A 24,086-nucleotide genomic window follows, 5' to 3' on the forward strand; every position below is an offset into this window, starting at 1 on the left:
TCCTCCACGCATCGTCCCCGACGTGCGCGCAGACGCTACGCGCGCTGTCGCGCTATCCCGGCCGCACCGCTGAGGACACGGAAGGGCTCGGCGCATGCGGCCAAGCAGATCCAGTTCGTCAAGCCGTTGCCGATGACCGGCGTCGGCAAGGTCGACAAGAAGGTGCTGCGCGCGGGATTCTGGAGCGGGCGGAGCCGCATGGTGGGGTGAGAACCCCGGAATTCTACGGTGTCGTTGTGGCCCCGGCACCACAATCCGCGACGGAGTATGCGCCGGCGACGCCCGTGCAATTGCAGGCGAATCAGGGAATCAACTAGACCGCTGGTGGGGCTGGGAAGCGGAGTGTGAAATGAGAGTCGCTTCCCTGGAAAGTGCGGTGGCCGCGGTTACGTTGATCACGGCTATCATCGTTGTGCTGTGGGAGATCAAGATCTTCTACGGTCTGTGAACAGGCAGGATGCCTGCGCCGGAGAGACTTCCGGACAAGAGGCTCCCGACCGAGCATCCCTTCCGCGGCGGCGGAAGCCTGCCGTTCGATCGGCCAAGGAGCGATCACGGCGCTTGCCGTCATGCTCACCGCTTCTCGATCACCAGGCTCTGCACCGCGCGGCCAAAATAGCCCTTCGTGTCCGCCAGCCGCGACATTGCGAGGCCCGCGCCGTCCGGACCGATCCAGGATTCGCCGTCGAGCAGGATCCACTCACCGACCGGCTGGCGCGAAAAGTTCACGGTGAGGTCGGCGTTGATGTAGGTCCAGGCGCGAAAATCCAGCGTCGACGCCGTACCATTGGAGAAGTCGGCGGCAACAAGGGCGCGCATCGCCTGCGAGACCGGCTCGCCTTCGATCAGCTGATGATCGACGCGGAACCAGATGGCACCGGCGCCGGCCTGGCCGAAGCGGCCGCGCGCGGCACGCATCGAGACTGTTCTCACGAACGGGCTGATGGCGCCGTAGCCGTCTTCGACGAGCGAATCCTCGGGCGGCGGCAGCGTAACCGGGAGCTCCTCGACGCCGTCCGGCAGCGTGAGGGCCTGTCGCTTGATCTTGAGCACGGTGGCGCCGACGACCTGTACGCCGTCGGCCAAGAGCCTCACTTCGCAGAGCTGGATCTTGCGGCCCTCGCGCAGGATCTCGGTCGCGATCGTGAGCGGCGCTACCGGCACCGGGCGCATGAGATCGATGGTGACGCGCGCGATGTTCATCGGTACCGGCGTCGGAATCCGTTCGGCCGCCCATGTCACCAGCGATGCCGGCGCCGAACCGTGCTGCATGCGCCGGTCCCACGGGCCGGCGGCATCAGAGCTGGTGACAACGTTGTTGCCGTCGACACGGTAGATGGCGGTCATCGCGAGGCCATCACAACGGCGGATCGATCGCTTCGTCGTACTCCTTCTTGAAACGCGCGATCATCTCGGCGGCGGGCACGATGCCGTCGACGCTGCCGATGCCCTGGCCCGAACCCCAGATCTCCTTCCAGGCCTTCGGCTTGGCACGCTCGCCCGAGGCGTCGGTGCCGAAGTTCATCTTGGAGGGATCGGACGTCGGCAGGTTTTCGGGATCCATGCCGGCGGCGAGGATCGAAGGTTTCAGATAATTGCCGTGCACGCCGGTGAAGAGGTTGGAGTAGACGATGTCGTCCGCCGTCGAGCCCGCGATCATCTCCTTGTAGTTCTCGACCGCATTGGCTTCCTTGGTCGCAATGAAGGCCGAGCCGATATAGGCGAAATCAGCCCCGAGAATGCGCGCCGCGCGGATCGCCTTGCCATTCCCGATGGCGCCCGACAGCGCGATCGGGCCGTCGAACCACTTTCGCGTTTCGGCGACGAAAGCCAGTGGCGAGATCGTGCCGGCATGGCCGCCGGCGCCGGCCGCGACCAGGATCAGGCCGTCGGCGCCTTTCTCGATCGCCTTGTGCGCGAATTTCTGGTTGATCACGTCGTGGAAGACGATGCCGCCCCAGCCGTGCACCGCCTGATTGAGCTCCTCGCGCGCGCCGAGCGAGGAGATGATCATCGGCACCTTGTACTTGGCGCAGAGCTGCATGTCGTGATCGAGCCGGTTGTTCGATTTGTGCACGATCTGGTTGACGGCAAACGGCGCCGACGGCTTGTCGGGATGGGCACGGTCATAGGCCGCGAGCTCTTCGGTGATCCGCGCCAGCCATTCGTCGAGCAGTTCCGGCGGCCGCGCATTCAGCGACGGAAACGAGCCGACCACACCCGCCTTGCACTGCGCGATCACGAGATCGGGCACCGAGATGATGAAGAGCGGCGAACCGATTACGGGGATCGACAGGCGTCCCTTGAACAAGGCAGGCATGGACATTGCGGAGCGATCCTCTTTTGGCGGTCAAAACGAAAGTTGGGCATCATACCAACAAGGCAATCTTTCCACTGTCAAGTATTGCGTTGTGTCGCCGTGGCGGATGCCGTTACCGCAATTCCAACGCGCGGAATTCATCGCGCGGCGGCGAAGCCATCACGCAATCAGATCCGGATTGATCAGCCGCTCGAACGAGAACATCTCGTCCCATTTCTCCTGCGTCAGCAGCTTGCGCTCGACCACGACGATCTGGTGCAAAGACTTGCCGCTCTTGTAGCCTTCGCGCGCGATCTCGGCGCATTGCTTGTAGCCGAGCAGCGGCTTCAGCACCGTCACGATGCCGAGCGAGTTCAGCACCATGTTGCGGGTGTGCTCCTCGTTGGCGGTGATGCCCACGACGCAGTTCTCGCGCAGGCTGTTGACCGCGCGCTCCATGGTGCGGATCGAGAAGAACAGCGCAAACGAGATCACCGGCTCCATCACATTGAGCTGGAGTTGGCCGGCGGAAGCCGCCAGCGTCACCGTGGTGTCGAGCCCGATGACGAGGAAACTGGTCTGATTGACGACCTCGGGGATGACGGGATTGACCTTGCCGGGCATGATCGACGAGCCCGGCTGGAGCTGCGGCAGGTTGATCTCGTTGAAGCCGGCGCGCGGGCCCGAAGCCAGCAGGCGGATGTCGTTGCAGATTTTTGTCAGCTTGCTCGCGGTGCGCTTGAGCACGCCGGAGAGCTGCACATAGGCACCGGTGTCGGAGGTCGCCTCGACCAGATCCCCGGCGAGGATGAAATCGACGCCGGTCAGCGCGCTCAAATGCCGGACAGCGAGCTTGGGATAACCGTGTGCCGCGGTGACGGAGGTGCCGATCGCGGTCGCCCCGAGATTGATCTCGCGCAGCAGCGCCCGTGCCTCGGAGATGCGATCGACCTCCTCGCCCATGGTGGTGCCCCATCCGCGGAATTCGGCGCCGAGCGACATCGGCACGGCGTCCTGAAGATGCGTACGGCCCATCTTCAGCACGCGATCAAACTCCCGGCCCTTCGCGAAGAACGCCTCCTGGAGCTGCCGCAGCGCCGTCATGTAGCTTTCGAGCCGCAGGATCAGCGCCAGCCGAAACGCGGTCGGATAGGTGTCGTTGGTCGACTGACCGTAATTGACGTGATCGTTGGGGCTGACGTGCTGGTAGTCGCCCTTGTTGAAGCCCAGCGATTCCAGCGCGAGGTTGGCGATCACCTCGTTGGCGTTCATATTGGTCGAGGTGCCGGCGCCGCCCTGGATGAAGTCGGTGACGAACTGGTCCATCATGTCGCCGGCGATGACGCGATCGCAGCCGAGGATGATCGCCTCGGCGACCTTGGTGTCGACCGCGCCGAGATCGCGATTGGCCATGGCGGCGGCCTTCTTGACGTAACCGAGCGCCTTCACGAAGTAAGGCTCCTGGTTCATCGGAATGCCGGTGATGTGGAAGTTCTCCTTCCCGCGGATGGTCTGGACGCCGTAGTAGATGTCGTCGGCGATCTCACGCTGTCCGAGGAAGTCCTGCTCCGTGCGGCTCATGGGCGCTCCTTGTGCTCGCGCGACGTGCTTAATTCTGGCACAGCGCGCTGGTGACGACGGTATCGGTGCGGCAGTCATCCGGTTTGCGTTGCCGGCCCGGTATCAAAACCTTGGCCGAGCATTTTTCCGCGGAATCGGCGTTCAGGCTCTTGCCTTCCTTGTAGCCCTTGCTCTGGCAGAGCTGGTCGGCGGCAAGCTTGCAGTCCGGCGCACCGTTGGACGAGACCGGACAGGCCATGCGTCCCGAGACCATGGTCGAGGGCGTCGCCAGCCGCGACAGATCGTTCATGGTTTCGCTCGGGCTTTTGATCGGCGGCAGGATCGAGGGCAGCTTGTCGAACAGCTTGCCCATTTCGTCGATCAGCCCGGGATTGTGCTCGTGCGCGGGCGTCGAGGGCGGCGGCGCAGGCTGCGGGCTCTTCTCCTGCAAGCCGAGCGCCGGCGGCGCGGATTGCGGCCATCCGGTCTCGCCGGCAGCGAGCAGGACCGAAAGCACCGCAAATATCAGCGTCCCCGGTCGCAGGACCGGATTGCCGGATCGAACCATCATGACGGCAACCGTAGCCGAACAAGACGCAGCGGCAAAGCGCCTTGGGTTAGATCAATTTGATCGCCACCACGAAGCCGAGCACCAGGACAGCCGCACCGACCGCCACAACGAGACCGAGATGCTTCTCGATCTTGACCCGGATCCAGTCGCCATAGCGATTGAGCAGGATGGCGACGATGAAGAAACGACCACCGCGCGCGACGATCGAGCACAGGATGAACAGCACGATATTGTAGCCGGCAAAGCCCGAGGTGATGGTGACGAGCTTGTAGGGGATCGGCGTCAGCCCCTTGAGCAGAATGATCACCGCACCCCACTCCGCGTAGGAGGCGCGGAAAGCGTCGACCTTGTCGCCGAGACCATAGACCTGGATCAGCCAGTGGCCGACCGAGTCGAACAGCAGCGCGCCGATGGCATAGCCGAGCAGACCGCCCACCACCGAGGTGACGGTGCAGACGGCGGCATAGAGCCAGGCGCGCTGCGGGCGCGCCAGCGACATCGGGATCAGCATCACATCCGGCGGGACCGGAAAGAAGGAGCTTTCTGCGAAAGCCACGGCACCCATGATCCAGAGCGCGTAGGGCTTGTGGGCGGCGTCGATGCACCAGTCGTAAATACGTTTCAGCATGGCGCCGCGATGAAGCACCATGGGACGGATTTGTCCATCGCGAGTTTTTAAGCGATTTGTGACGTCTCTAGTGGCGCTTTCGGGCCGCGCGACCTTCCAGCGCGACAATTGGCCGCCTGGCGGCAACGCGCGGTGACGCAACTTTGGGCAGTTTCATCGGTGACTTCGGCAACTTCTCGGCAATACCGAGCATGTCCTCACGCCGGGCCATCTCCCGCCAGACATCCTCGGGACGTACGCCGGCCGAGGCCCACAGCACGGTGAGATTGTAGAGCAGGTCGGCACTTTCCCGGATCACGGCCTCGCTATCGCCATTGACCGCGTCGATCACCACTTCAATGGCCTCTTCGGCCAATTTCTTCGCCATTTGGGAAGGCCCGCGCTGAAACAGCCGGGCCGTACGCGAAGTCGCCGGATCAAGATCCCTGGCCGCGAGTACAGCCAGATATAGCCGCTCAAGCGAATCACTCATGGTACGCAAGGCTACTCTAAACCAATGGCAACCACGTTAACGCGAGACAATAAAACCAAAAACAGGCCGGCGCGGCCAGCGCGACGGCCTGTTTTGGTCAACCTTTGGTAGCCGCAGCTAGTAGCAGTTCTGATAATAGCCCTGGCCGCAGAGCTCCGACGGCGCGGTGCCGCCATAGCGCTGATACTGGTAGTTCGGGCCCGGACCGTAATAGGGGCCGTTGCCATAGTAGTAGGTCGGTCCGCTGTAATAGGCCGGACCACCATAGTAGGGCCCGTCATCATAGGCATAGGCGTTGCGGGTCGCGGCGATCGCAAGGCCGGTACCGATAGCACCGGCAATGGCCGCGCCGGCAAAGGCTGCGCCGCCACCCCCCCTATGCCAGTGGCGGCCGCCTGCGTATGAGGCGGTCGGAGCAGCCGCGGTCAGCGCCAGCACCGCGGCTGTAGCGAGAACGACCTTACGGCCGGCAAATCCCGAAAATCTGTCAAACATGTCCTGGACCCTCCTTGGGACCTCCAATGGTGCCTGACGACAGGCTCGTGTCTCTCAAACACCCGCATCCCATGTTGGGTTCCCCAACCCCAACGCAAGCTGAACGGGGTTGCGTAATCATGACGCAACCGCTGCTCATCCGCCGTTCATGTTGGCGCGGACAAACTTTCGCCAGCCGGCGCTCCGAGCGTCACCAACCATAAATTCACCAAACCATAACAATGCGAGACCGGCGCGACTGATGTTCGAATTCAAGACGATGATCCTTCGCGGTCTGCAGGCCGCTGCAATCGCGCTTGCCGCGCTGTCTGCACGCGGTGTCACAGCGGCGGAGACCGCCGCACCCTCTACTGCGATCCGTTTTACCTTCGATCGCCCGATCGATGCGAGCATGGCCCCGTTCTTCCTTGCCGCAAAGGACGGCGGGTTCAGCGCTGAGCGTCTCAACGTCGCCTTCAACAACGCAGCCGGATCGCCGGAGGCGCTCGCGCGCGTCGCCAAGGGCGACAGCGATCTCGCACTGGTCGACATCAACGAGTTGATCCGCTTTCGCGACAAGGACGACGCGGCCCCGGTCAAGGCGGTGTTCGTGCTGTTCAACCGCGCGCCCTACGCGATCGTCGCGCGCAGAAGCCGCGGCATCCAGCTGCTGCCCGATCTCGACGGCAAGACCGTCGGCGTCGCCGACGGCGACCTGTCGATGCGGCTGTGGCCGGCGCTGGCACGGCAGAACGGCATCAACGTCCCGCATGTAAAATTCCACAAGATCAGCGCGGCAGTCCGCGAGCCGATCCTCTCCGCCGGACAAGTCGATGCGGTTGCCGGCTTCAGCTATCTCTCGGCGGTGAACCTGCGTGACCGCGGCGTCCCCGGCGCCGATCTCGTCGTGCTGCGCTATGCCGATTACGGCTGCGAAGCCTATGGCTTTGCCGTGACGGTCAACCCCGCCTTCGCCGCGGCGAAGCCGGACGCCGTGAAGGGCTTCGTGCGCGCGCTGATCTCGGGCATCAACGCAACCGTCAAAGAGCCGGCGCGTGCAGCGAACGAGGCCGCGAGCCGCATCGAGGACGGCGACCGCGAGCTCGAGCTGTCACGTCTGCGCACCGTGCTCCTCGACAACATCCTGACGGACGAGGTCAAGCGCAACGGCCTCGGCGGCCTCGACCCGGCCCGCCTGGATCGTTCGATCGACCAGATCGCGCGGGACTTCAAATTCCGCAAGCGGCCGGTGGCAGCCGATATCTTCGACGATCGGTTCCTGCCGCCGGTCGCGGCGCGGCTGATCAACTGAGCAAAACTGACAGCTTCCACTGTATCTCGCGGGCAATCCCTGCTTAGAATATGGGCCCACCTTTCTGCTTTGAGCCCGAGCACCTCGCCCGCATGTCCATTTTCAGCCTCTACACCCGCGTTCTCGAGCTGCTCGGCAAGGAGGCGCGGCTGGGATGGCTGTTGGCGATCGCCAATCTCCTGCTGGCGGCCTCGCAGTTCGCCGAACCGGTGCTGTTCGGCCGGATCGTCGACGTGCTCTCGGGCAAGACGGTGGCCGGGTCGAACTCGGCCTGGCCGTTCCTGGTCGCCTGGGTCGCGTTCGGACTGTTCACCATCGCCTGCAGCGCGATCGTGGCCTTGCAGGCCGACCGGCTCTCCCACCGCCAGCGCCAAGCAGTACTGACCGACTATTTCGAGCACATCATGCAACTGCCGCTGACCTTCCACTCCGGCACCCATTCGGGCCGGCTGATGAAGGTGATGCTCAACGGCACCGATGCGCTGTGGCGGCTCTGGGTGGGCTTCTTCCGCGAGCACTTTGCCGCGATCCTCTCGGTCGTGGTGCTGCTGCCGCTGTCGCTCTATCTGAACTGGCGGCTCGCGATCCTGCTGTTCGTGCTCTGCGTCGTCTTCACGGCGCTGACGACCTTCGTGGTACGCAGGACCTTCGGCATGCAGATGGAGGTCGAGGAGCACTACAGCGAGCTCTCCGCCCGCGCCTCCGATGCGCTCGGCAACGTCGCGCTGGTGCAGAGCTTCGTCCGCATCGAATCCGAGGTGAAGGGCCTGCGCTCCGTCGCCGATCAGCTCCTCGCCGCACAGATGCCGGTGCTGTCCTGGTGGGCGCTCGTCACCGTGATCACGCGCGCATCCACCACCATCACGGTGCTCGCGATCTTCACGCTCGGCATCGCGCTGCACGACCAGGGGCTCACCTCCGTCGGCGAGATCGTGATGTTCGTGAGCTTCGCGACGATGCTGATCCAGAAGCTCGAGCAGGTCGTGAGCTTCATCAACAACGTGTTCATGGAAGCTCCGCGCCTGCGCGAGTTCTTTGGCGTGCTCGATGCGGTGCCCGCGGTGCACGACCGCCCCGATGCGATCGACGCGGGGCGGCTGTCCGGCCTCGTCGAGTTCAACGACGTCACCTTCTCCTATGACGGCAAGCGGCCGGCCGTCGAGGACCTCTCCTTCACCGCGCTGCCCGGCCAGACTATCGCGCTGGTCGGCCCGACCGGCGCCGGCAAGTCGACTGCGATCGCGCTCTTGCATCGCGCCTTCGATCCGCAATCCGGCTTCATCAGAATCGACGGCATGGACGTGCGCGGCGTGACGCTGACATCGCTGCGGCGGAACATCGGCGTGGTGTTCCAGGAAGCGCTGCTGTTCAACCGCTCGATCGCCGAAAATCTGCGCGTCGGCAAGCCGGACGCGACCGAAGCCGAGATGCGTAAGGCCGCGGAGCGCGCGCAGGCGCTCGACTTCATCGAGCGCAGCGGCGGCTTCGAGACCAACGCCGGCGAGCGCGGCCGCATGCTCTCCGGCGGCGAGCGCCAGCGGCTGTCGATCGCCCGCGCGCTGCTGAAAGATCCGCCGATCCTGATCCTTGACGAGGCCACCAGCGCGCTCGACGCGGTCACCGAGGCCAAGGTGAACGCCGCTCTCGACGAAGTGATGAAGGGCCGGACCACGTTCGTGATCGCCCACCGTCTCTCCACCATCCGCAACGCAACGCGGATCCTGGTGTTCGAGAATGGCCGCGTGATCGAAAGCGGAACTTTCGATGAACTCGTGACCAAGGGCGGCCATTTTGCCGAACTCGCCAGGGCCCAATTCATGGTTCAGGAGACGACACGGGCCAGCGTGACGGCAGCTGAGGCTGCCGCGACTGCGTCCCAACCCCCATAGCAAGTCCCCACAAGATCGTCGAAATTCGGCCTATTTCATTGCGGAATACCCAAGCGAAACCCCTGTTCTCGACGCACCAGCCGGTATAGGTTTGCGACGCCGCAAGCGGCGGCGCTGGATTTCAGAACCGAACATCAGATCACGAGAGCCGACCGGAACCGGCGGGTCTCCAAGGACCGGAATCGGATAGTGCACGCCCTTCGCCCGCTGCTTCGCAAATCCCTGTTCAACCTGTTCGCTGCGACGCTTGCATGTGCCGCGCTGCTTGCGCCGCGCGCTGCCAGCGCCGAAGCGCTGCTGCTGATCGAAGCCGACAGCGGCAAGGTGTTGCAGGCGGAAAACGCCACCATTCCCTGGTATCCCGCGTCCGTCACCAAGATCATGACCGCCTATGTGACGCTGAAGGCGGTGAAGGACGGCAGGCTCACGCTCGACACGCTGCTCACGGTGTCGCCGACCGCGGCCTCGCAATCACCCTCGAAGATGGGGTTCCGTCCAGGCACGCAACTCACCGTCGACAACGCGCTGAAGATGATGATGGTCAAGTCGGCGAACGACATGGCCGTGGTGCTCGCCGAGGGCGTTGGCGGTTCGGTCGACGGCTTCTCCGCGATGATGAACGACACCGCGCAGAAGCTCGGCATGATGCAGACGAGCTACGTCAATCCGAATGGACTGCCGGCCGACGGGCAGATCACCTCGGCGCGCGATCTCGGCATTCTCGCACGCTCGTTCCTGCGCGACCTGCCGGAATACGAATACTTCGTGCACATCCCGGCGATCCGCTTCGGCAAGCGCGTCACCGGCAATTTCAACAAGCTGATCGGCCGCTATCCCGGCGCCGACGGTTTCAAGACCGGCTTCATCTGCGCCTCCGGCTACAATCTCGTTGCATCGGCGACGCGCAACGGCCGCCGGCTGATCGCCGTAGTGCTTGGCGCCAACTCAGGCACCGCCCGCGCGGTGAAGGCCGCGCAGCTGCTCGAGCGCGGCTTCAGCCAGGACAATCTCACCTGGCTCCGCCCGTCGCTCGGCACAGTGGACAAGCTGGTGCCGGTCGACGCCTCGCCGCCGAACTTGCGCGAGGACATGTGCGGCGGCCATCGCAAGCGGCCGGCCAGCGACGATGACGACGCGCTGATCGCCGCCAATGGCGGCACCAGCGGGTCCGCCTCGGCTACCGGCGGCGAAGCCCAGGTCACCTTCTTCACCGCGGGCCTCCAGCCACCCCTGATGAAGGCCTCCGAGCTGATGGCCGCGGCACCGGCGGCGGCCGAGCCCGTGCTGGTCTACACCGGCCCGACCCGCACCGGCACCGCCCTGATCGCCGCAGTCGCGGCCGATGCCGACCAGCAGACGACAGCCAAACCGCGTGGCAAGAAGTCGCGTGTCGCCAAGAAGCCGGACGCGGCAGACAAGCCGGCCGATAAGCCGAAGGATGCCAAGACGGCGGCTGCAAAGCCCGCGGCGGCGAAGCCGGTTGCTGCCAAGCCTGACGCGGCCAAGCCTGACGCCAAGAGCGCTGCGAAACCGGCCGGGACCAGGCATGCCGCCGCCAAGCCCGATGCGGCGGCGAAACCTGCCGCAAGCGTCGACCAGCCTGCCAAGCCGGCCAAGCCCAAGGCCGCGACCAAGCCTGCCGCCAAGCCGGCCAACAACAGTTGACGCCCGCTTGGAATTAAACCGCAGCCCGCACTTCGCACTTGCGGCAGCGCGGTTTGCGGCGATTCCAGTAGCCACTCTCCGACCTTTGCCCTAAGCCTCGACCGCTTGCCAGCCGTTCCGGCAGGCTCGATACTGTCGGCAATGAGGCAAGCCCGAGACACAACGGGTTCTGGCAAATGAGGGGAGTTTTCCATGGAGCGCATCTGGCTCAAGCAATATCCGCCCGGCGTGCCTGCCGATATCGAGCCGACCCAATACGCATCGCTGGTCGACCTCTTGGAGGAGAGCTTCGCCAAGTTCGCCGATCGCAAGGCGTTCATCTGCATGGACAAGTCGATCAGCTATCGCGACCTCGACCAGATGTCGCTGGCGCTCGCCTCCTATCTGCAGGGACGCGGCCTGCAGCGCGGCGCCCGTGTCGCCATCATGATGCCGAACGTGCTGCAATATCCAGTCGCAACCGCGGCTGTGCTCCGCGCCGGCTTTACCGTGGTCAACGTCAACCCGCTTTACACCCCGCGCGAGCTCGAGCATCAGCTCAAGGATTCCGGCGCTGAAGCCATCATCGTGCTGGAGAATTTTGCGCACACGGTCGAGCAGGTCATTGCAAAGACGCAAGTGAAGCACGTCATCGTCGGAAGCATGGGCGACCTGCTCGGCTTCAAGGGCGTAATCGTCAACCTCGTGGTCCGCCGCGTGAAGAAGATGGTGCCGGCCTGGTCGCTGCCGGGCGCAGTGTCCTTCAACGACGCGGTGTCGGCCGGCCGCGGCATGACGTTCAACAAACCAAAGCTGTCACCGGGCGACGTCGCCTTCCTGCAATATACCGGCGGCACCACCGGCGTCTCCAAGGGCGCCATTTTGCTCCACCGCAACATCGTCGCCAACGTCCTGCAGAACGACGCCTGGCTGCAGCCGGCGTTGGCCGCGCCGCCGCATGTCGACCAGCTCCTGATCGTCTGCGCGCTGCCGCTCTATCACATCTTCGCGCTGACGGCGTGCTATCTGCTCGCGGTGCGCGCTGGCGGCTGCAATCTGCTGATCCCGAATCCCCGCGATATCGCCGGCTTCGTCAAGGAGCTGGCCAAGTACCAGGTCAACAACTTCCCGGCCGTGAACACGCTCTACAACGGCCTGATGCACCATCCGGATTTCAAGAAGCTCGACTTCTCCAAGCTGAAGATCTCGAATGGCGGTGGCATGGCTGTGCAGCGGCCCGTCGCCGAACAGTGGAAGGCGATCACGGGCTGCTCGATCGCGGAAGGCTACGGCCTGTCGGAGACCTCGCCGACGCTGACCTGCAACACCACGACCAATCCCGAGTTCAACGGCACCATCGGCATCCCCGTGCCCTCGACCTGGATCTCGATCCGCGACGACGACGGCAACGAGGTGCCGCTCGGCCAGGCGGGCGAGATCTGCGCCAAGGGCCCGCAGGTGATGTCGGGCTACTGGAACAGGCCGGAGGAGACCGCCAAGGTGATGACCGCCGACGGCTATTTCCGCACCGGCGACATCGGCATCATGGACGAGAAGGGCTACACCAAGATCGTCGACCGCAAGAAGGACATGATCCTGGTCTCCGGCTTCAACGTCTATCCGAACGAGATCGAGGAAGTGATCGCGAGCCATCCGGGCGTGCTGGAATGCGCCGTGATCGGCGTTCCCGACAGCGGGTCCGGCGAGGCGGTGAAGGCGTTCGTGGTGAAGAAGGACCCGAACCTCAGCACGGAGGATGTGATCAAGTTCTGCCGCGAGCAGCTCACCGGCTACAAGGTGCCCAAGCAGATCGAATTCCGCACCGATCTGCCGAAGACCAATGTCGGCAAGATCCTGCGCCGGGAGCTCCGCGACGAGAAGAAGGCGGAGGCGGCGTAATCCGCGCCTTGGTTCATGACTGATTTCGGCGACATCACGCCGGCCGGCATTCTCGCCTTCTGGCGCGAGGCCGGCCCCGAGCGTTGGTACAAGCACAGCGACGCGTTCGACGCGGAGGTGAGGCGCCGCTTTCTGCCGCTGTGGCAGAAGGCCGCCGCCGGCGAGCTGGCGTCATGGGAGGCAAGCGACGAGGGCGCGCTCGCGCTCGTCATCGTGCTCGACCAATTTCCGCGCAACATGTTCCGCGGCACGCGGCAAGCCTTTGCCAGCGACGCGCTGGCACGGGATGTCGCCCGCCGCGCCGTCGAACAAGGCACAGATCGCAGGATCGATCCGCTCCTGCTCGAATTTCTCTATATGCCCTTCATGCATTCCGAGCACCTGCCCGACCAGATGCACTGCGTCGCACTGTTTCAAAGCACTGATAATACGGAAAACCTGAAATACGCCCGCGAGCATGCCGACATCATCCGCCGGTTCGGCCGCTTCCCCCACCGCAACCACCTGCTCGGCCGCGACACGACCGCGGAAGAGCAGGCCTTCCTCGACGCCGGCGGCTTTGCCGGCTGATGACATAAGGTGAAGGGCCGCAGGCCCCGCCGCTTCCCGTGTCACTATCCTTGGCGGCAATATTGTGCAGTCCGGCCGCACGGTCTAAAAAGCGGGACCGATTTTCAGGGAGACTGACGATGGCGATCCAGACTGGCGAGAAGCTGCCCGAGGCGAAATTCCGCGTGATGACGGCGGAAGGCCCGCAGGTGAAGACCACCGACGACATCTTCAAGGGCAAGAAGGTGGCGCTGTTCGCGGTGCCCGGCGCCTACACCGGCACCTGCCACAAGATGCATCTGCCGAGCATCTTCCTCAACGCCTACGCGATCAAGGACAAGGGCGTCGACACCATCGCCATCGTCTCCGTCAACGACGCCTTCGTCATGAACGCCTGGAAGCGCGACACTGACCAGCGCGACGAGGCGATCTTCCTCGCCGACGGCAATGCCGACTTCACCAAGGCGATCGGCATGGAGCTGGATGCCTCCGGCAACGGCCTCGGCATCCGCTCCAAGCGCTACTCGATGCTGGTCGAGGACGGCGTGGTCAAGAAGCTGAACCTCGAGGCGATGCCCGGCAAGGTCGAGGTGTCCGGCGGCGATACGCTGCTCGGGCAGCTGTAAGGCGGCCACTGCCTTCAGCCACATCTGACACCGTCATGCCCCGCGAAAGCGGGGCATCCAGTACGCCGGGGCTTCTCGGTTCAATCACAAGCGTCTCGGAATACTGGATCGCCCGGTCAAGCCGGGCGATGACAGTTGAGAATGAGGCGGCGTCGGTGACGACAGTCCCCGCTACTCCGCGATCCTCTGCTGCAACCGCGCCTTCACGATCCCGTCCCGTGCGAGCTGATCTGCCCGCTCGTTCTCGGGATGGCCGGCGTGGCCCTTGACCCAGTGCCATCGGATTTCGTGCTGTTTCAGCGCGGCATCGAGGCGCTGCCATAGTTCGACATTCTTGACCGGCTTCTTGTCGGCGGTGCGCCAGCCATTGCGCTTCCAGCCGTGGATCCAGCCGGTGATGCCCTGCCGCACATACTGGCTGTCGGTGTAGAGATCGACCGTGCACGGTCTCTTGAGCGCTTCGAGCGCGGAGATCGCCGCCATCAATTCCATCTGGTTGTTGGTGGTGTGGCGCTCGCCGCCGTTCAGCTCTTTTTCCTTGTCGCCGAACTTCAGGATCGCGCCCCAGCCGCCTGGCCCGGGATTTCCCGAGCACGCGCCATCCGTATAGATCGTGACAATCGGAAGCTCGCTCACGCGACCAGTCCTGACGGCGTCAGCCCATAGTCGCGCACACTGGAGACGCTCTGGTGGAAGCGCAGCTTGCGGACATATTCCAGCGGATCCTTCGGCTTGACCAGCGCGCCCGGCGGCACGTTGAGCCAATCGACCAGCCGTGTCAGCAGGAAACGGATCGCAGCTCCGCGCGCGAGTAGCGGCAGCGCGGCCTCTTCCGCCTCGGTGAGCTTTCGCACCCGGCCATAGGCGTTGAGGAAGGCACGCGCCTTGGTCACGTTGAACGAATGATCCGGCTCGAAGCACCAGGCGTTCAGGCAGATCGCGACGTCATAGGCCAGCATGTCGTTGCAGGCGAAGGTGAAGTCGATGATGCCCGAGAGCTTGTCGCCGAGGAAGAAGACGTTGTCGTTGAAGAGATCGGCGTGGATCACGCCCTCCGGCAGGTTGCTCGGCCAGACGCCGCCCGAGAGATAGTCGAGTTCAGCGGCGAGGAATGCACGCAGGCCCGGCTGCACCTCGTCGGCGCGGCTTGCTGCCGCATCGAACAGCGGCCGCCAGCCGGAGACCGAGAGCGCATTGGCGCGATTGATCGCGAAATTGGCGCCGGCCAGATGCATCCTGGCCAGCCCGTCGCCGACGCCGGCGCAATGGGCCGCGGTCGGCTTGCGCGGCCAGACGCCCTCGAGAAAGGTGATGATCGCGGCAGGCCGGCCCGACAGCTCGCGCAGCGCCTCGCCGTCCCTGGCCTTCACCGGCAGCGGACAGTTGACGCCGTGCTCGGCCAGATGCGTCATCAGCGCGAGGAAGAACGGCAGATCGTTCTTCGCCACGCGCTTCTCATAGAGCGTGAGGATGAACGAGCCTTTGCTCGTGTGCAGCAGGAAGTTGGAATTCTCGACACCCTCGGCGATGCCCTTGTAGGAGAGCAATTCGCCGAGGTCGTATTGCTTCAGGAAATCCGCAAGCTCGTCGGCGGCAACGTCGGTGTAGACCGCCATAAAAGTCTACTCGGCGGCGGCTTCAGGGCGCACCTGACGCGGCAGCGGGAAGAACTCGTTCTCTTCCGCCGCCGAGACCGTCTCGACATGCAGCGTGTAGCGTTCGGCGAACGCGTCCATGATCTCCTCGACGATCACTTCCGGTGCGGACGCGCCCGCGGTGATGCCGAGGCTCTTGATGTTGCCGAACCTGGTCCAGTCCAGGTCGGTGGCGCGCTGCGCCAGCACGGCGATCCCACAGCCTTCGCGCTCAGCAACCTCGCGCAGGCGCTGCGAGTTCGACGAGTTCGGCGCGCCGACCACGATCAGGGCGTCGACCACCGGCGCCACCTTCTTCACCGCGAGCTGGCGGTTGGTGGTCGCGTAGCAGATGTCTTCCTTGTGCGGGCCGTTGATGTTCGGGAAGCGCTCCTTGAGCAGCGCCACGATCTCCGCGGTGTCGTCGATCGAGAGCGTGGTCTGGGTCACGAAAGCCAGGTTGTTCGGATCCTTCGGCGAGATCGTCTTGGCGTCCTCGGCGGTCTCGATCAGGGTTACGGCGCCGACGGGGAGCTGGCCGAGCGTACCGACCACTTCGGGGTGATGGGAGTGGCCGATCAGGAAGATCTCGCGGCCGCGCTTGAAGTGGATGGCAGCCTCGCGGTGCACCTTGGTCACCAGCGGGCAGGTCGCATCCAGCGAGAACAAATTGCGGGACGTGGCATCGGCCGGAACCGATTTCGGCACGCCATGGGCCGAGAACACGACCGGCGCGGTCGTGTTCTCCGGGATTTCGGCGAGCTCCTCGACGAAGATCGCGCCCTTCTTCTTCAACCCGTCGACGACGTATTTGTTGTGCACAATCTCGTGGCGAACATAGACGGGGGCGCCATATTTATCGAGCGCCCGTTCCACGGTGTCGATCGCCCGGACCACCCCGGCGCAGAAGCCGCGGGGAGAACAAAGCACGATCTTGAGGTCTGGTTTGGCTGACATTGAGCGATCTCGGGACCGAATCACCCGTTTCGCCTTCTGGCGGGGGCGGTCGATGGATGGAAAGGGCTTAAAACGGTCTGCTTGGACTTTATGGGCAGTTCAGAGGGAATTGGGCCCCCTTTCGGGCGCTGTCAAGGCACTATCTATAGCAGAACCATTGCGTGGCTACCCCCTCCCGGCTTATATAGCGCGAATTCCCTGTCATCGCTGATGACCACCGGTTTCGCCTCCTGAGGGGTGGGCGAAGCACAAAGGAGATTTGCCATGAGCAACGCACCTCTGATGCCCAAGGCGACCGCCGTCTGGCTGCTCGACAACACCGCGCTGACCTTCGATCAGGTCGCCGATTTCACCAAGATGCATCCCCTCGAGGTGCGCGCGATCGCCGACGGCGACGCCGCCCAGGGCATCAAGGGCATGGACCCCCTCTCCAACGGCCAGCTGACCCGCGAGGAGATCGAGAAGGGCGAGAGGAATCCGGACTACCGGCTCCGCCTCCAGGAGAGCAAGGTGGTGCTGCCGCCCCAGCCCAAGCGCAAGGGCCCGCGCTACACCCCGGTCTCGCGCCGCCATGAGCGCCCGAGCGCCATCCTCTGGCTGCTGCGCAGCCATCCGGAGCTCAAGGACGCCCAGATCATGCGTCTGGTCGGCACCACCAAGAGCACCATCGCCAGCGTTCGCGACCGCACCCACTGGAACACCTCCCAGCTGACCCCGATCGACCCTGTCACCCTCGGCCTCTGCTCGCAGATCGAGCTCGATTTCGAAGTGGCGCGTGCCGCCAAGGAAAAGCCGATCGACGCAGCCTATGGCGGCGCCACCCTGCTGCCGGCCTCGGAGACCACCAAAAAGGACGAATACGAGCCGGCCGAGCGCTCGAGCGACGATCTCAACGTCGATGCCGTGTTCGCCAAGCTCAAGACGCTCGGCGGCAAGAAGCAGGACGAAGAGGAGTCATAGAAACTCCTCACAGAGAACACGATCAAAACGCGGCGGGCCAATCCGCCGCGTTTTGTTTTGGCTTTTGAACGGACCATAGCGCGATCGTAGCCCGGATGGACTCCGATCACGGCCGATCGGGATGGTTCAACATGTACTCGCCGAGATCGCGCTGGCGGCGGTCAGAGCGGGTGATCGCGGCATTGCGCTGAACGTCGCGGTCCTTGCGGCAGGCCACGTATTCCGGGGAGCCCTGCGCAAAGCCGCGGCTCTGGCACACCGCGTCGTCATCGTCGCCACCCATCGCCACCGGCGTCTGGTAGCGCGCGGAGCAGGCGGAGAGGATGAAACCCGCCAACGCGATCGCAAGAAACGGCTTCGAATTCATGGCAGGCCCTTCATCCTTCGAGACGCGCGCCAGGCGCGCTCCTCAGGATGAGGGTTGAGCGGAAAAATGCGGCCACTTCAAGCCCCATCGCGCCCCTCACATCCGCCCCTTCAGCGCCTCGCCGATCTCGTCCAGCACCTTGGGATCCTCGATCGTCGCCGGCATGGTCCAGGACTCGCCGTCGGCGATTTTTTTGATGGTGCCGCGCAAAATCTTTCCTGAGCGCGTCTTGGGGAGGCGGCCAACGGTGATAGCGAGCTTGAAAGCCGCAACCGGACCGAGCTTGTCGCGCACCAGCGCGACGATCTCCTTCTCGATCTCGGCGGGCGCGCGCGTCACGCCGGCCTTAAGCACCAGGAAGCCGCAGGGCACCTCGCCCTTGATCGCATCCTTGACGCCGAGCACGGCGCATTCGGCGACATCGGGATGCGAGGCCAGAATCTCCTCCATGCCGCCGGTGGAGAGCCGATGGCCGGCGACATTGATGATGTCGTCGGTGCGGCCCATGACAAAGACGTAGCCGTCCTCGTCCTTGTAGCCGGCATCCGACGTCTTGTAGTAGCCGGGGAATTCCGTGAGGTAGGCCTCTTTGAAGCGCGCATCCTGATTCCACAGCGTCGGCAGGCAGCCCGGCGGCATCGGCAGCTTGATGACGATCGAGCCCATGGTGTTCGGACCGACGGGCCTTGCGGCCTCGTCGACCACGTCGACCTGGTAGCCCGGCATCGGCACCGTCGGCGAGCCGTGTTTCACTGGAAGCATGCCGAGGCCGACCGGATTGCCGGCGATGCACCAGCCGGTTTCCGTCTGCCACCAATGGTCGATCACCGGCACCTTCAACTGCTGTTCCGCCCATTCCACCGTCGGCGGATCCGCGCGCTCCCCGGCGAGGAACAGCGTGCGGAATTGCGACAGATCGTATTGTCGGATGAATTTGCCTTCCGGATCCTCTTTGCGGATCGCGCGGAACGCGGTCGGCGCGGTGAAGAAGGCGACCGCCTTGTGCTCGGAGATCACGCGCCAGAATGCGCCGGCATCGGGAGTGCCGATCGGCTTGCCCTCATACATGATCGAGGTCGCGCCGTGCAGCAGCGGGCCGTAGATGATGTAGCTGTGGCCGACGACCCAGCCGATATCGGAGCCGCACCACCAGACTTCGCCCGGCTTGACGCCATAGAGGTTGAACATCGACCATTTCAAAGCGACCAGATGGCCGCCATTGTCGCGCACCACGCCCTTGGGAATGCCTGTGGTGCCCGACGTGTAGAGGATGTAGAGCGGGTCGATCGCAGCGACGGGAACACAAGGCGCCTTCTTGCCGTCGTTCATCGCCTTGCGGCGCAGGCTTAGCCAATCGTAGTCGCGGCCGGGCGTAAGATCGCAGATCAGCTGCGGACGTTGCAGCACGATGCAGGCCTTCGGCTTCACGCTCGCGAGCTTGATCGCCTCGTCGAGCAGTGGCTTGTACTGCACGAGGCGGCCGAGCTCGATGCCGCAGCTCGCGGAGAGAATGAGCTTCGGCTGCGCATCGTCGATGCGGGTCGCAAGCTCCTTTGCGGCAAAGCCGCCGAACACCACGGAGTGCACCGCGCCGATCCGCGCGCAGGCGAGCATCGCGACCACAGCCTCCGGCACCATCGGCATATAAAGAATGACGCGGTCGCCCTTGGCGACGCCAAAATTCTGCATGATGGCGCCGAGCGCCTGCACCTCGGCCAATAGCTCGGCATAGGTGAATTTGGTGACGCTATTGGTCAGCGGCGAATCATGGATCAGCGCGACCTGGTCGGCGCGGCCGCGTTCGACATGGCGGTCGAGCGCGTTGTAGCAGGTGTTGACGACGCCGCCCGTGAACCAGCGGCCATATACGCCCTGCGAGGCATCGAAGATCGTCTTCGGCGGTTCGATCCAGTCGATCTCCGTGGCCGCCTCGGCCCAAAAGCCCTGGGGATCGGCCAGCGAGCGCGCGTGGATCTCGCGATAGAGACTCTTCCCCTGGATGCTCATTCCCGCGCTCCCGTTCCCTTTTGTTCGCCTGGCTCTGACCCTGCGGCAGGACGGAGGTCCCGCCAATGACAGGGATCAATACCAGCGACGTTTGAGGGCTATTTTCCCGGGAACGGGCCGCGGTTCAAGCTGAAAAGGATGGGTCTTTTGGGGGAAGGTACTGCGGCCGCGAAGGCGCGGCGCTCCCTCTCCCGCTTGCGAGGGAGAGCTGGGGGGCGTCGCCTCTCAGCTCTCCATCGCATTCAGCCGCTGCAAGCGGTCCTGCATGATCTTCTTCAGATCATAGCCAGGGCGGCGGAAGCTGGCGTCGCGCGTCGCGAGAAAATCGCGCTGGGTTTTGCGCAGGTCGCCGGCTGAACGCGCCTTGGACGCCTTCAGCACGCGCTCATAGGTCTCCGCGATCTGACGGTCGAGCACGCCGAGCTGCGGATCGGCGCAGATCACCTTCTCGACTTCGCGCTTGGCCGTGGCGCAGTCGAACGACGGGCCATTGCCGGAATTTGCCGCGAGCGGCCGCAACGGCTCGGCGCCGAATTTCGCGATCTCGGCGATCATGGTGCGGCGGCCGGCGGCGGCGTTCTCGTTGCCGGGGTCGAGCTTCAGCGCGGTCTCGTAATCGGCCAGCGCCTTCTTGCGCTCACCCATCTTGGTGTAGAGCACGGCGCGGTTGTTGTAGGCCTTCGCGAAGTTCGGATCGAGCTTCAGCGCCTCATTATAGTCGCTCAGCGCAGCACCAAGCTCGCCCTTGAACTGGTAGGAATCGCCCCGGTTGGTGAAGAAATTCGGCCGCGGCGCCAGTCGCAGCGCCTGGTCGTAATCGGCGATCGCCTTGTCGTACTCGCCCATCGCAGCCAGTGCCAGGCCGCGATTGTCGTAATATTCCGGCACCTTCGGATCGAGCCTGATCGCCTCGCCGTCATCGGCGACCGCCTTGTCGAGCTGACCGAGCTTCTTGTAGGCCGCGCCGCGATTGGTGAAGCTGCGCGGCCGGTTCGGATCGAGCCGTAGCGCCTCGCTGAGATCGCGGATTGCCTTCTCGTTGTCGCCGCCGAGATAATAGGCCACGCCGCGGTCGGACCAGGCCTGCGCATCATCCGGTTTCAGCTTGATCGCCCGGTCGTAATCGGCGAGCGCGCGGTCAAGCCGGCGCTGGGTGGTGTAGACCACGCCGCGCAGCTCGTAAGACTCGGCATCCTGCGGATCGAGCTCGATCGCCTTGCTGAGATCAGCCGCTGCGCGGTTGAGATCGCCGCCGGCCTCGCGCAGGAGGTCGCCGCGCAGACGCCAGGCTTTTGCATTCTTGCCATCGAGCGCGATGGCGCGGTCGATGTCCCGCAGTGCCTGCGTCAGGCCGCCCGAGGTCCGCGCATTGGCGTCAGCGCGAACCAGCAGGGCCGTGGCGCGGTCGGAGGATGGATTTGAGGTCTGGTCGATGATGGCGCTGCACGCCGAGATCAATTCGGCGGGGGCAGCCTTGCTGCCCAGCACGCAATCGACGCCGGCAGAGGCCGGGGCGATAAGGACAAGGCTCATCGCAGCGCTGAGCAGCAAGGCGCGAAGCGAGGTTTTGGCAAACGGCAACGTTTGCGCGGAAGGACGCGTGCCGCACATGGCATAGGCTCCGTGACATCAGGTTTTCACCATTGTCGCGGAGAGCGAGGGTTCGGTTCAAGCCAAGGCCATCGTGAGGGCGGACGGTGGCTGCACTCCCCTCGCCCCGCGTGCGGGGTGAGGCGAAGACCACCGCTAATACCCATCCACCCCGTCCAGCCGTCGCAGCCTGTCCTGCATCGCCTTCTTCAAATCATACCCCGGCCGCCCAAACTCAGCATTCCTGCGCGCGATGAAATCATCCTGTTCGCGCTGGAGATTCTTGGCCTCGGCAGGATTGCGCGCCTCCCGGACCACGCGTGCGCTCGACGCAAAGATCTCGCGGTCGAGATCGGCGAGCTCGCGATTTCCGCAGATCGCCCTTTCCACGGCACGGCGCGCATTCCTGCAATTGAAGCTGGGCTTGCCGGCGACGGCCATCTGCGCGCCGATCCGCTCGAGCTCGCGCGCCATCGCCTTGTGATTGGCCTTGGCCTTCTCGTGGTTCGGATCGATCCTCAGGGCTGCACCGAAATCCTGTACCGCCTTGGGCTTGTCGCCCTTCTTCAGCCAGAGTTCGCCGCGGGCGTTGAAGAGGTCGGCGAGGGTCGGATCGAGCAGAAGAGCGCGGCTGTCGTCCGCGATCGCGCGGTCGACCTGGTCGTGCCGCGCCAGCAGCGCGGCGCGCGCGATCAGCGCCTTGACCAGGTCCGCCTTCGCCGTCTTCTCGTTGTCGATGACCGAAGCGCAGGCAGAGCTAGCCTTGTCCAGGTCGTCGGCCGCGGCAGCAGCGAGGCACGGCGCGATGTCGACCTGGGTGACAGCTGCCGGCTCGCCACCGGTCGCAGCATGGGCCGCGCCGAACGAAAACGCACAGAGCAGCACCACTCCTGGCAGTTGAATGAGATTTTGAAAACGCATGCGTCCTGCAGCCGGAAAGTCTTGCCTTAAGGTCTTGCCTTGCGGCCGTACTATCCATCATACGGCCGGATTGGTGCTAGCTTGTGGCGTCGCTCAAATCGGTTTCGGGGACTAACGTGTCGACATTCGAATGGATCATCGCGCTTCTGCTCGGCGCCGTTGCCTTATCGGCGCTGGCGCGGCGGATCAAGGTCCCCTACCCGACCTTCCTCGCCATCGGCGGCGCGCTGATCGCCTTCGTGCCGTCGAGCCCGACCTGGGCGCTGGAGCCCGACCTGGCACTGGCGCTTTTTGTCGCACCGGTGCTGCTGGACGCCGCCTTCGATACCTCGCTGCGCGATCTTCGCAACAACTGGGTTCCAGTCTCGACCCTGGTGGTGGCCGCGGTCGGCCTGACCACCGTCGGCGTCGCCTATGTCGCGCACCGGCTGATGCCCGACATGCCCTGGGCCGCCGCAATCGCACTCGGAGCCATCGTGGCGCCGCCGGATGCCGCGGCCGCGGTCGCGATCCTGAGCCAGGTCAAGCTGCCCCACCGCATGGTGAAGGTGCTGGAAGGCGAGAGCCTGCTCAACGACGCAACCGCGCTCTTGATCTATCGTATCGCGGTCGGCGCGGTCGCCACCGAGCACCTGACATGGAGCCAGGTCGCACCGACCATGGCGCTGGCGCTGGTCGGCAGCGTCATCGCCGGCCTGGTCGCAGGCCGCATCATTCCGCTGTTCATGGAGCGGGTGACTGAGGCGCCGAGCGCCATCCTCGTGCAGTTCGCGACCACCTTCATGGTCTGGATCGCCGCCGAGCACCTCGGCCTCTCCGGCATCCTCACCATCGTCGTCTATGCGATCACCATCGCGCGTACCGCGCCGGCACGCATGCCGGCACGGCTGCGCGTGCCGTCCTATGCGGTCTGGGAGACGATGGTGTTCGTGCTCAACGTCCTCGCCTTCATGCTGATCGGCATGCAGATGCGCCCGATCTGGACGCGGCTCAGCGAGGACGTGCGCTGGGAATACTGCATGGCCGCGGCCTGGATCCTGCTCACGGTAGTCCTGGTGCGGCTGTTGTGGATCACATTCTATCGCACCACGCTCCGCGTCCTGATCGCGCATGGTATCTACCATCCGAAGGATCCGAAGGCCGTTGCCTCGCCGAAGGGCGGCTTGATCATCTCCTGGTGCGGCATGCGCGGCCTCGTCACGCTTGCCACCGCCTTTGCCTTGCCCGAGAACTTTCCCTATCGCGACTTCATCGTCTTCGTCGCCTTTGCGGTGGTGCTGGGCTCGCTGGTGATCCAGGGCCTGACACTGCGGCCGCTGATCCTCGCCTTCGGCCTTAGGGACGACGACCCCGTCGGCATCGAGGTCGCCCGCGCTCGTGCGGTGGCCTACCGCGCCGCGCTCGACGCGATCGAGGACGATCCGTCGGAAGAGGCAGAAATCCTCAGGCTCGAGTATCGCGCCATCCTGATGCAGGCCGACGATGATCCGCATGGCGGCATTGCCAATGGCGAACTACCCGCCGACCCACTGCGCCGCCGCGCCATCGAAGCCGCGCGCAAATCGATCTTCGAGCTGCGCGCCACCGAAGTGATCGGCGACGATGCGTTTCACAGGATCGAGGAAGAGCTCGATCGCGCAGAATTGAGCGCGGGGGGATAACCAACGTGCGCCAGATCACACAGTACGATTTGGCGTTGAACCGGATGGTCTTGTCGTAGACTCATT

22 protein-coding genes are annotated in these 24,086 nt (G+C 64.4%); 8 read left to right on the forward strand and 14 right to left on the reverse strand.

Annotation, left to right across the window (positions count from 1 at the left end):
* Positions 1-573: 573 nt before the first annotated feature.
* The 7 genes from QSV46_RS16880 to QSV46_RS16910 form a co-directional block, all read right to left on the reverse strand.
* Complete coding sequence (locus QSV46_RS16880) at positions 574-1,347, reverse strand: thioesterase family protein (protein WP_314953034.1); 774 nt, start codon at positions 1,345-1,347, stop codon at positions 574-576.
* A 10-nt stretch (positions 1,348-1,357) separates the two neighbouring features.
* The gene (locus tag QSV46_RS16885) at positions 1,358-2,326 is read right to left on the reverse strand and encodes a nitronate monooxygenase family protein (protein ID WP_314953035.1); all 969 of its coding nucleotides are present in this window, start codon (positions 2,324-2,326) and stop codon (positions 1,358-1,360) included.
* A gap of 153 nt (positions 2,327-2,479) precedes the next feature.
* Positions 2,480-3,880: an aspartate ammonia-lyase gene (locus QSV46_RS16890; RefSeq protein WP_314953036.1), complete on the reverse strand. Its 1,401-nt coding sequence runs from the start codon at positions 3,878-3,880 to the stop codon at positions 2,480-2,482.
* A 28-nt stretch (positions 3,881-3,908) separates the two neighbouring features.
* Complete coding sequence (locus tag QSV46_RS16895) at positions 3,909-4,430, reverse strand: hypothetical protein (RefSeq protein ID WP_314953037.1); 522 nt, start codon at positions 4,428-4,430, stop codon at positions 3,909-3,911.
* A gap of 46 nt (positions 4,431-4,476) precedes the next feature.
* Positions 4,477-5,079, reverse strand: a complete 603-nt coding sequence (locus QSV46_RS16900; RefSeq protein WP_314953038.1) for a YqaA family protein — start codon at positions 5,077-5,079, stop codon at positions 4,477-4,479.
* Positions 5,080-5,125: 46 nt separating this feature from the next.
* A complete protein-coding gene (gene hisE / locus QSV46_RS16905) occupies positions 5,126-5,530 on the reverse strand; it encodes a phosphoribosyl-ATP diphosphatase (protein ID WP_314953039.1) in 405 nt (134 codons plus the stop codon).
* A 117-nt stretch (positions 5,531-5,647) separates the two neighbouring features.
* Positions 5,648-6,025 (reverse strand): hypothetical protein, encoded by a 378-nt coding sequence (locus QSV46_RS16910; RefSeq protein ID WP_314953040.1) that lies wholly within the window; start codon positions 6,023-6,025, stop codon positions 5,648-5,650.
* A 241-nt stretch (positions 6,026-6,266) separates the two neighbouring features.
* Between QSV46_RS16910 and QSV46_RS16915 the strand changes: the two genes are divergently transcribed.
* The 6 genes from QSV46_RS16915 to QSV46_RS16940 all read left to right on the forward strand — a co-directional run bounded on the left by QSV46_RS16915 (position 6,267) and on the right by QSV46_RS16940 (position 13,923).
* Positions 6,267-7,316 carry an ABC transporter substrate-binding protein gene (locus QSV46_RS16915; RefSeq protein ID WP_314953041.1) on the forward strand — a complete coding sequence of 350 codons (1,050 nt, stop codon included), beginning with the start codon at positions 6,267-6,269 and terminating at the stop codon, positions 7,314-7,316.
* Between the two features lie 92 nt (positions 7,317-7,408).
* Complete coding sequence (locus QSV46_RS16920; RefSeq protein WP_314953042.1) at positions 7,409-9,205, forward strand: glucan ABC transporter ATP-binding protein/ permease; 1,797 nt, start codon at positions 7,409-7,411, stop codon at positions 9,203-9,205.
* A 189-nt stretch (positions 9,206-9,394) separates the two neighbouring features.
* Positions 9,395-10,870 (forward strand): D-alanyl-D-alanine carboxypeptidase family protein, encoded by a 1,476-nt coding sequence (locus QSV46_RS16925; protein WP_314953043.1) that lies wholly within the window; start codon positions 9,395-9,397, stop codon positions 10,868-10,870.
* A 192-nt stretch (positions 10,871-11,062) separates the two neighbouring features.
* Positions 11,063-12,748, forward strand: coding sequence for a long-chain fatty acid--CoA ligase (locus QSV46_RS16930; protein WP_314953044.1), 1,686 nt, complete (start codon positions 11,063-11,065; stop codon positions 12,746-12,748).
* Between the two features lie 15 nt (positions 12,749-12,763).
* On the forward strand, positions 12,764-13,318 hold the full coding sequence (locus QSV46_RS16935) for a DUF924 family protein (RefSeq protein WP_314953045.1): 555 nt from the start codon (positions 12,764-12,766) through the stop codon (positions 13,316-13,318).
* A gap of 119 nt (positions 13,319-13,437) precedes the next feature.
* Complete coding sequence (locus tag QSV46_RS16940) at positions 13,438-13,923, forward strand: peroxiredoxin (protein WP_314953046.1); 486 nt, start codon at positions 13,438-13,440, stop codon at positions 13,921-13,923.
* A 171-nt stretch (positions 13,924-14,094) separates the two neighbouring features.
* On the opposite strand, the gene rnhA is transcribed toward QSV46_RS16940, so the two are convergent.
* The 3 genes from rnhA to ispH are packed head-to-tail and all read right to left on the reverse strand — an operon-like array spanning position 14,095 to position 16,514.
* Positions 14,095-14,559 carry a ribonuclease HI gene (gene rnhA, locus QSV46_RS16945; RefSeq protein ID WP_314953047.1) on the reverse strand — a complete coding sequence of 155 codons (465 nt, stop codon included), beginning with the start codon at positions 14,557-14,559 and terminating at the stop codon, positions 14,095-14,097.
* Complete coding sequence (locus QSV46_RS16950; RefSeq protein ID WP_314953048.1) at positions 14,556-15,539, reverse strand: homoserine kinase; 984 nt, start codon at positions 15,537-15,539, stop codon at positions 14,556-14,558. The genes rnhA and QSV46_RS16950 overlap by 4 nt, the downstream gene beginning before the upstream one ends.
* Positions 15,540-15,545: 6 nt before the next feature.
* Positions 15,546-16,514, reverse strand: coding sequence for a 4-hydroxy-3-methylbut-2-enyl diphosphate reductase (gene ispH, locus QSV46_RS16955; protein WP_314953049.1), 969 nt, complete (start codon positions 16,512-16,514; stop codon positions 15,546-15,548).
* A 264-nt stretch (positions 16,515-16,778) separates the two neighbouring features.
* On the opposite strand from ispH, the gene QSV46_RS16960 reads away from it, so the two are divergent.
* On the forward strand, positions 16,779-17,474 hold the full coding sequence (locus QSV46_RS16960) for a DUF1013 domain-containing protein (protein WP_314953050.1): 696 nt from the start codon (positions 16,779-16,781) through the stop codon (positions 17,472-17,474).
* Between the two features lie 106 nt (positions 17,475-17,580).
* Here the strand turns inward: QSV46_RS16960 and QSV46_RS16965 are convergent, their stop codons facing one another.
* The 4 genes from QSV46_RS16965 to QSV46_RS16980 all read right to left on the reverse strand — a co-directional run bounded on the left by QSV46_RS16965 (position 17,581) and on the right by QSV46_RS16980 (position 22,359).
* Positions 17,581-17,841: a hypothetical protein gene (locus QSV46_RS16965; protein ID WP_314953051.1), complete on the reverse strand. Its 261-nt coding sequence runs from the start codon at positions 17,839-17,841 to the stop codon at positions 17,581-17,583.
* A 96-nt stretch (positions 17,842-17,937) separates the two neighbouring features.
* Positions 17,938-19,848, reverse strand: a complete 1,911-nt coding sequence (locus QSV46_RS16970) for a propionyl-CoA synthetase (protein WP_314953052.1) — start codon at positions 19,846-19,848, stop codon at positions 17,938-17,940.
* A 225-nt stretch (positions 19,849-20,073) separates the two neighbouring features.
* On the reverse strand, positions 20,074-21,459 hold the full coding sequence (locus QSV46_RS16975) for a tetratricopeptide repeat protein (RefSeq protein WP_314953053.1): 1,386 nt from the start codon (positions 21,457-21,459) through the stop codon (positions 20,074-20,076).
* Between the two features lie 135 nt (positions 21,460-21,594).
* On the reverse strand, positions 21,595-22,359 hold the full coding sequence (locus QSV46_RS16980; protein ID WP_314953054.1) for a tetratricopeptide repeat protein: 765 nt from the start codon (positions 22,357-22,359) through the stop codon (positions 21,595-21,597).
* Between the two features lie 83 nt (positions 22,360-22,442).
* Between QSV46_RS16980 and QSV46_RS16985 the strand changes: the two genes are divergently transcribed.
* Complete coding sequence (locus QSV46_RS16985; protein ID WP_314953055.1) at positions 22,443-24,020, forward strand: sodium:proton antiporter; 1,578 nt, start codon at positions 22,443-22,445, stop codon at positions 24,018-24,020.
* Positions 24,021-24,086 lie beyond the last annotated feature (66 nt).

It is taken from the genome of Bradyrhizobium cosmicum, assembly GCF_032290525.1.
GTDB lineage: Bacteria > Pseudomonadota > Alphaproteobacteria > Rhizobiales > Xanthobacteraceae > Bradyrhizobium > Bradyrhizobium cosmicum_A.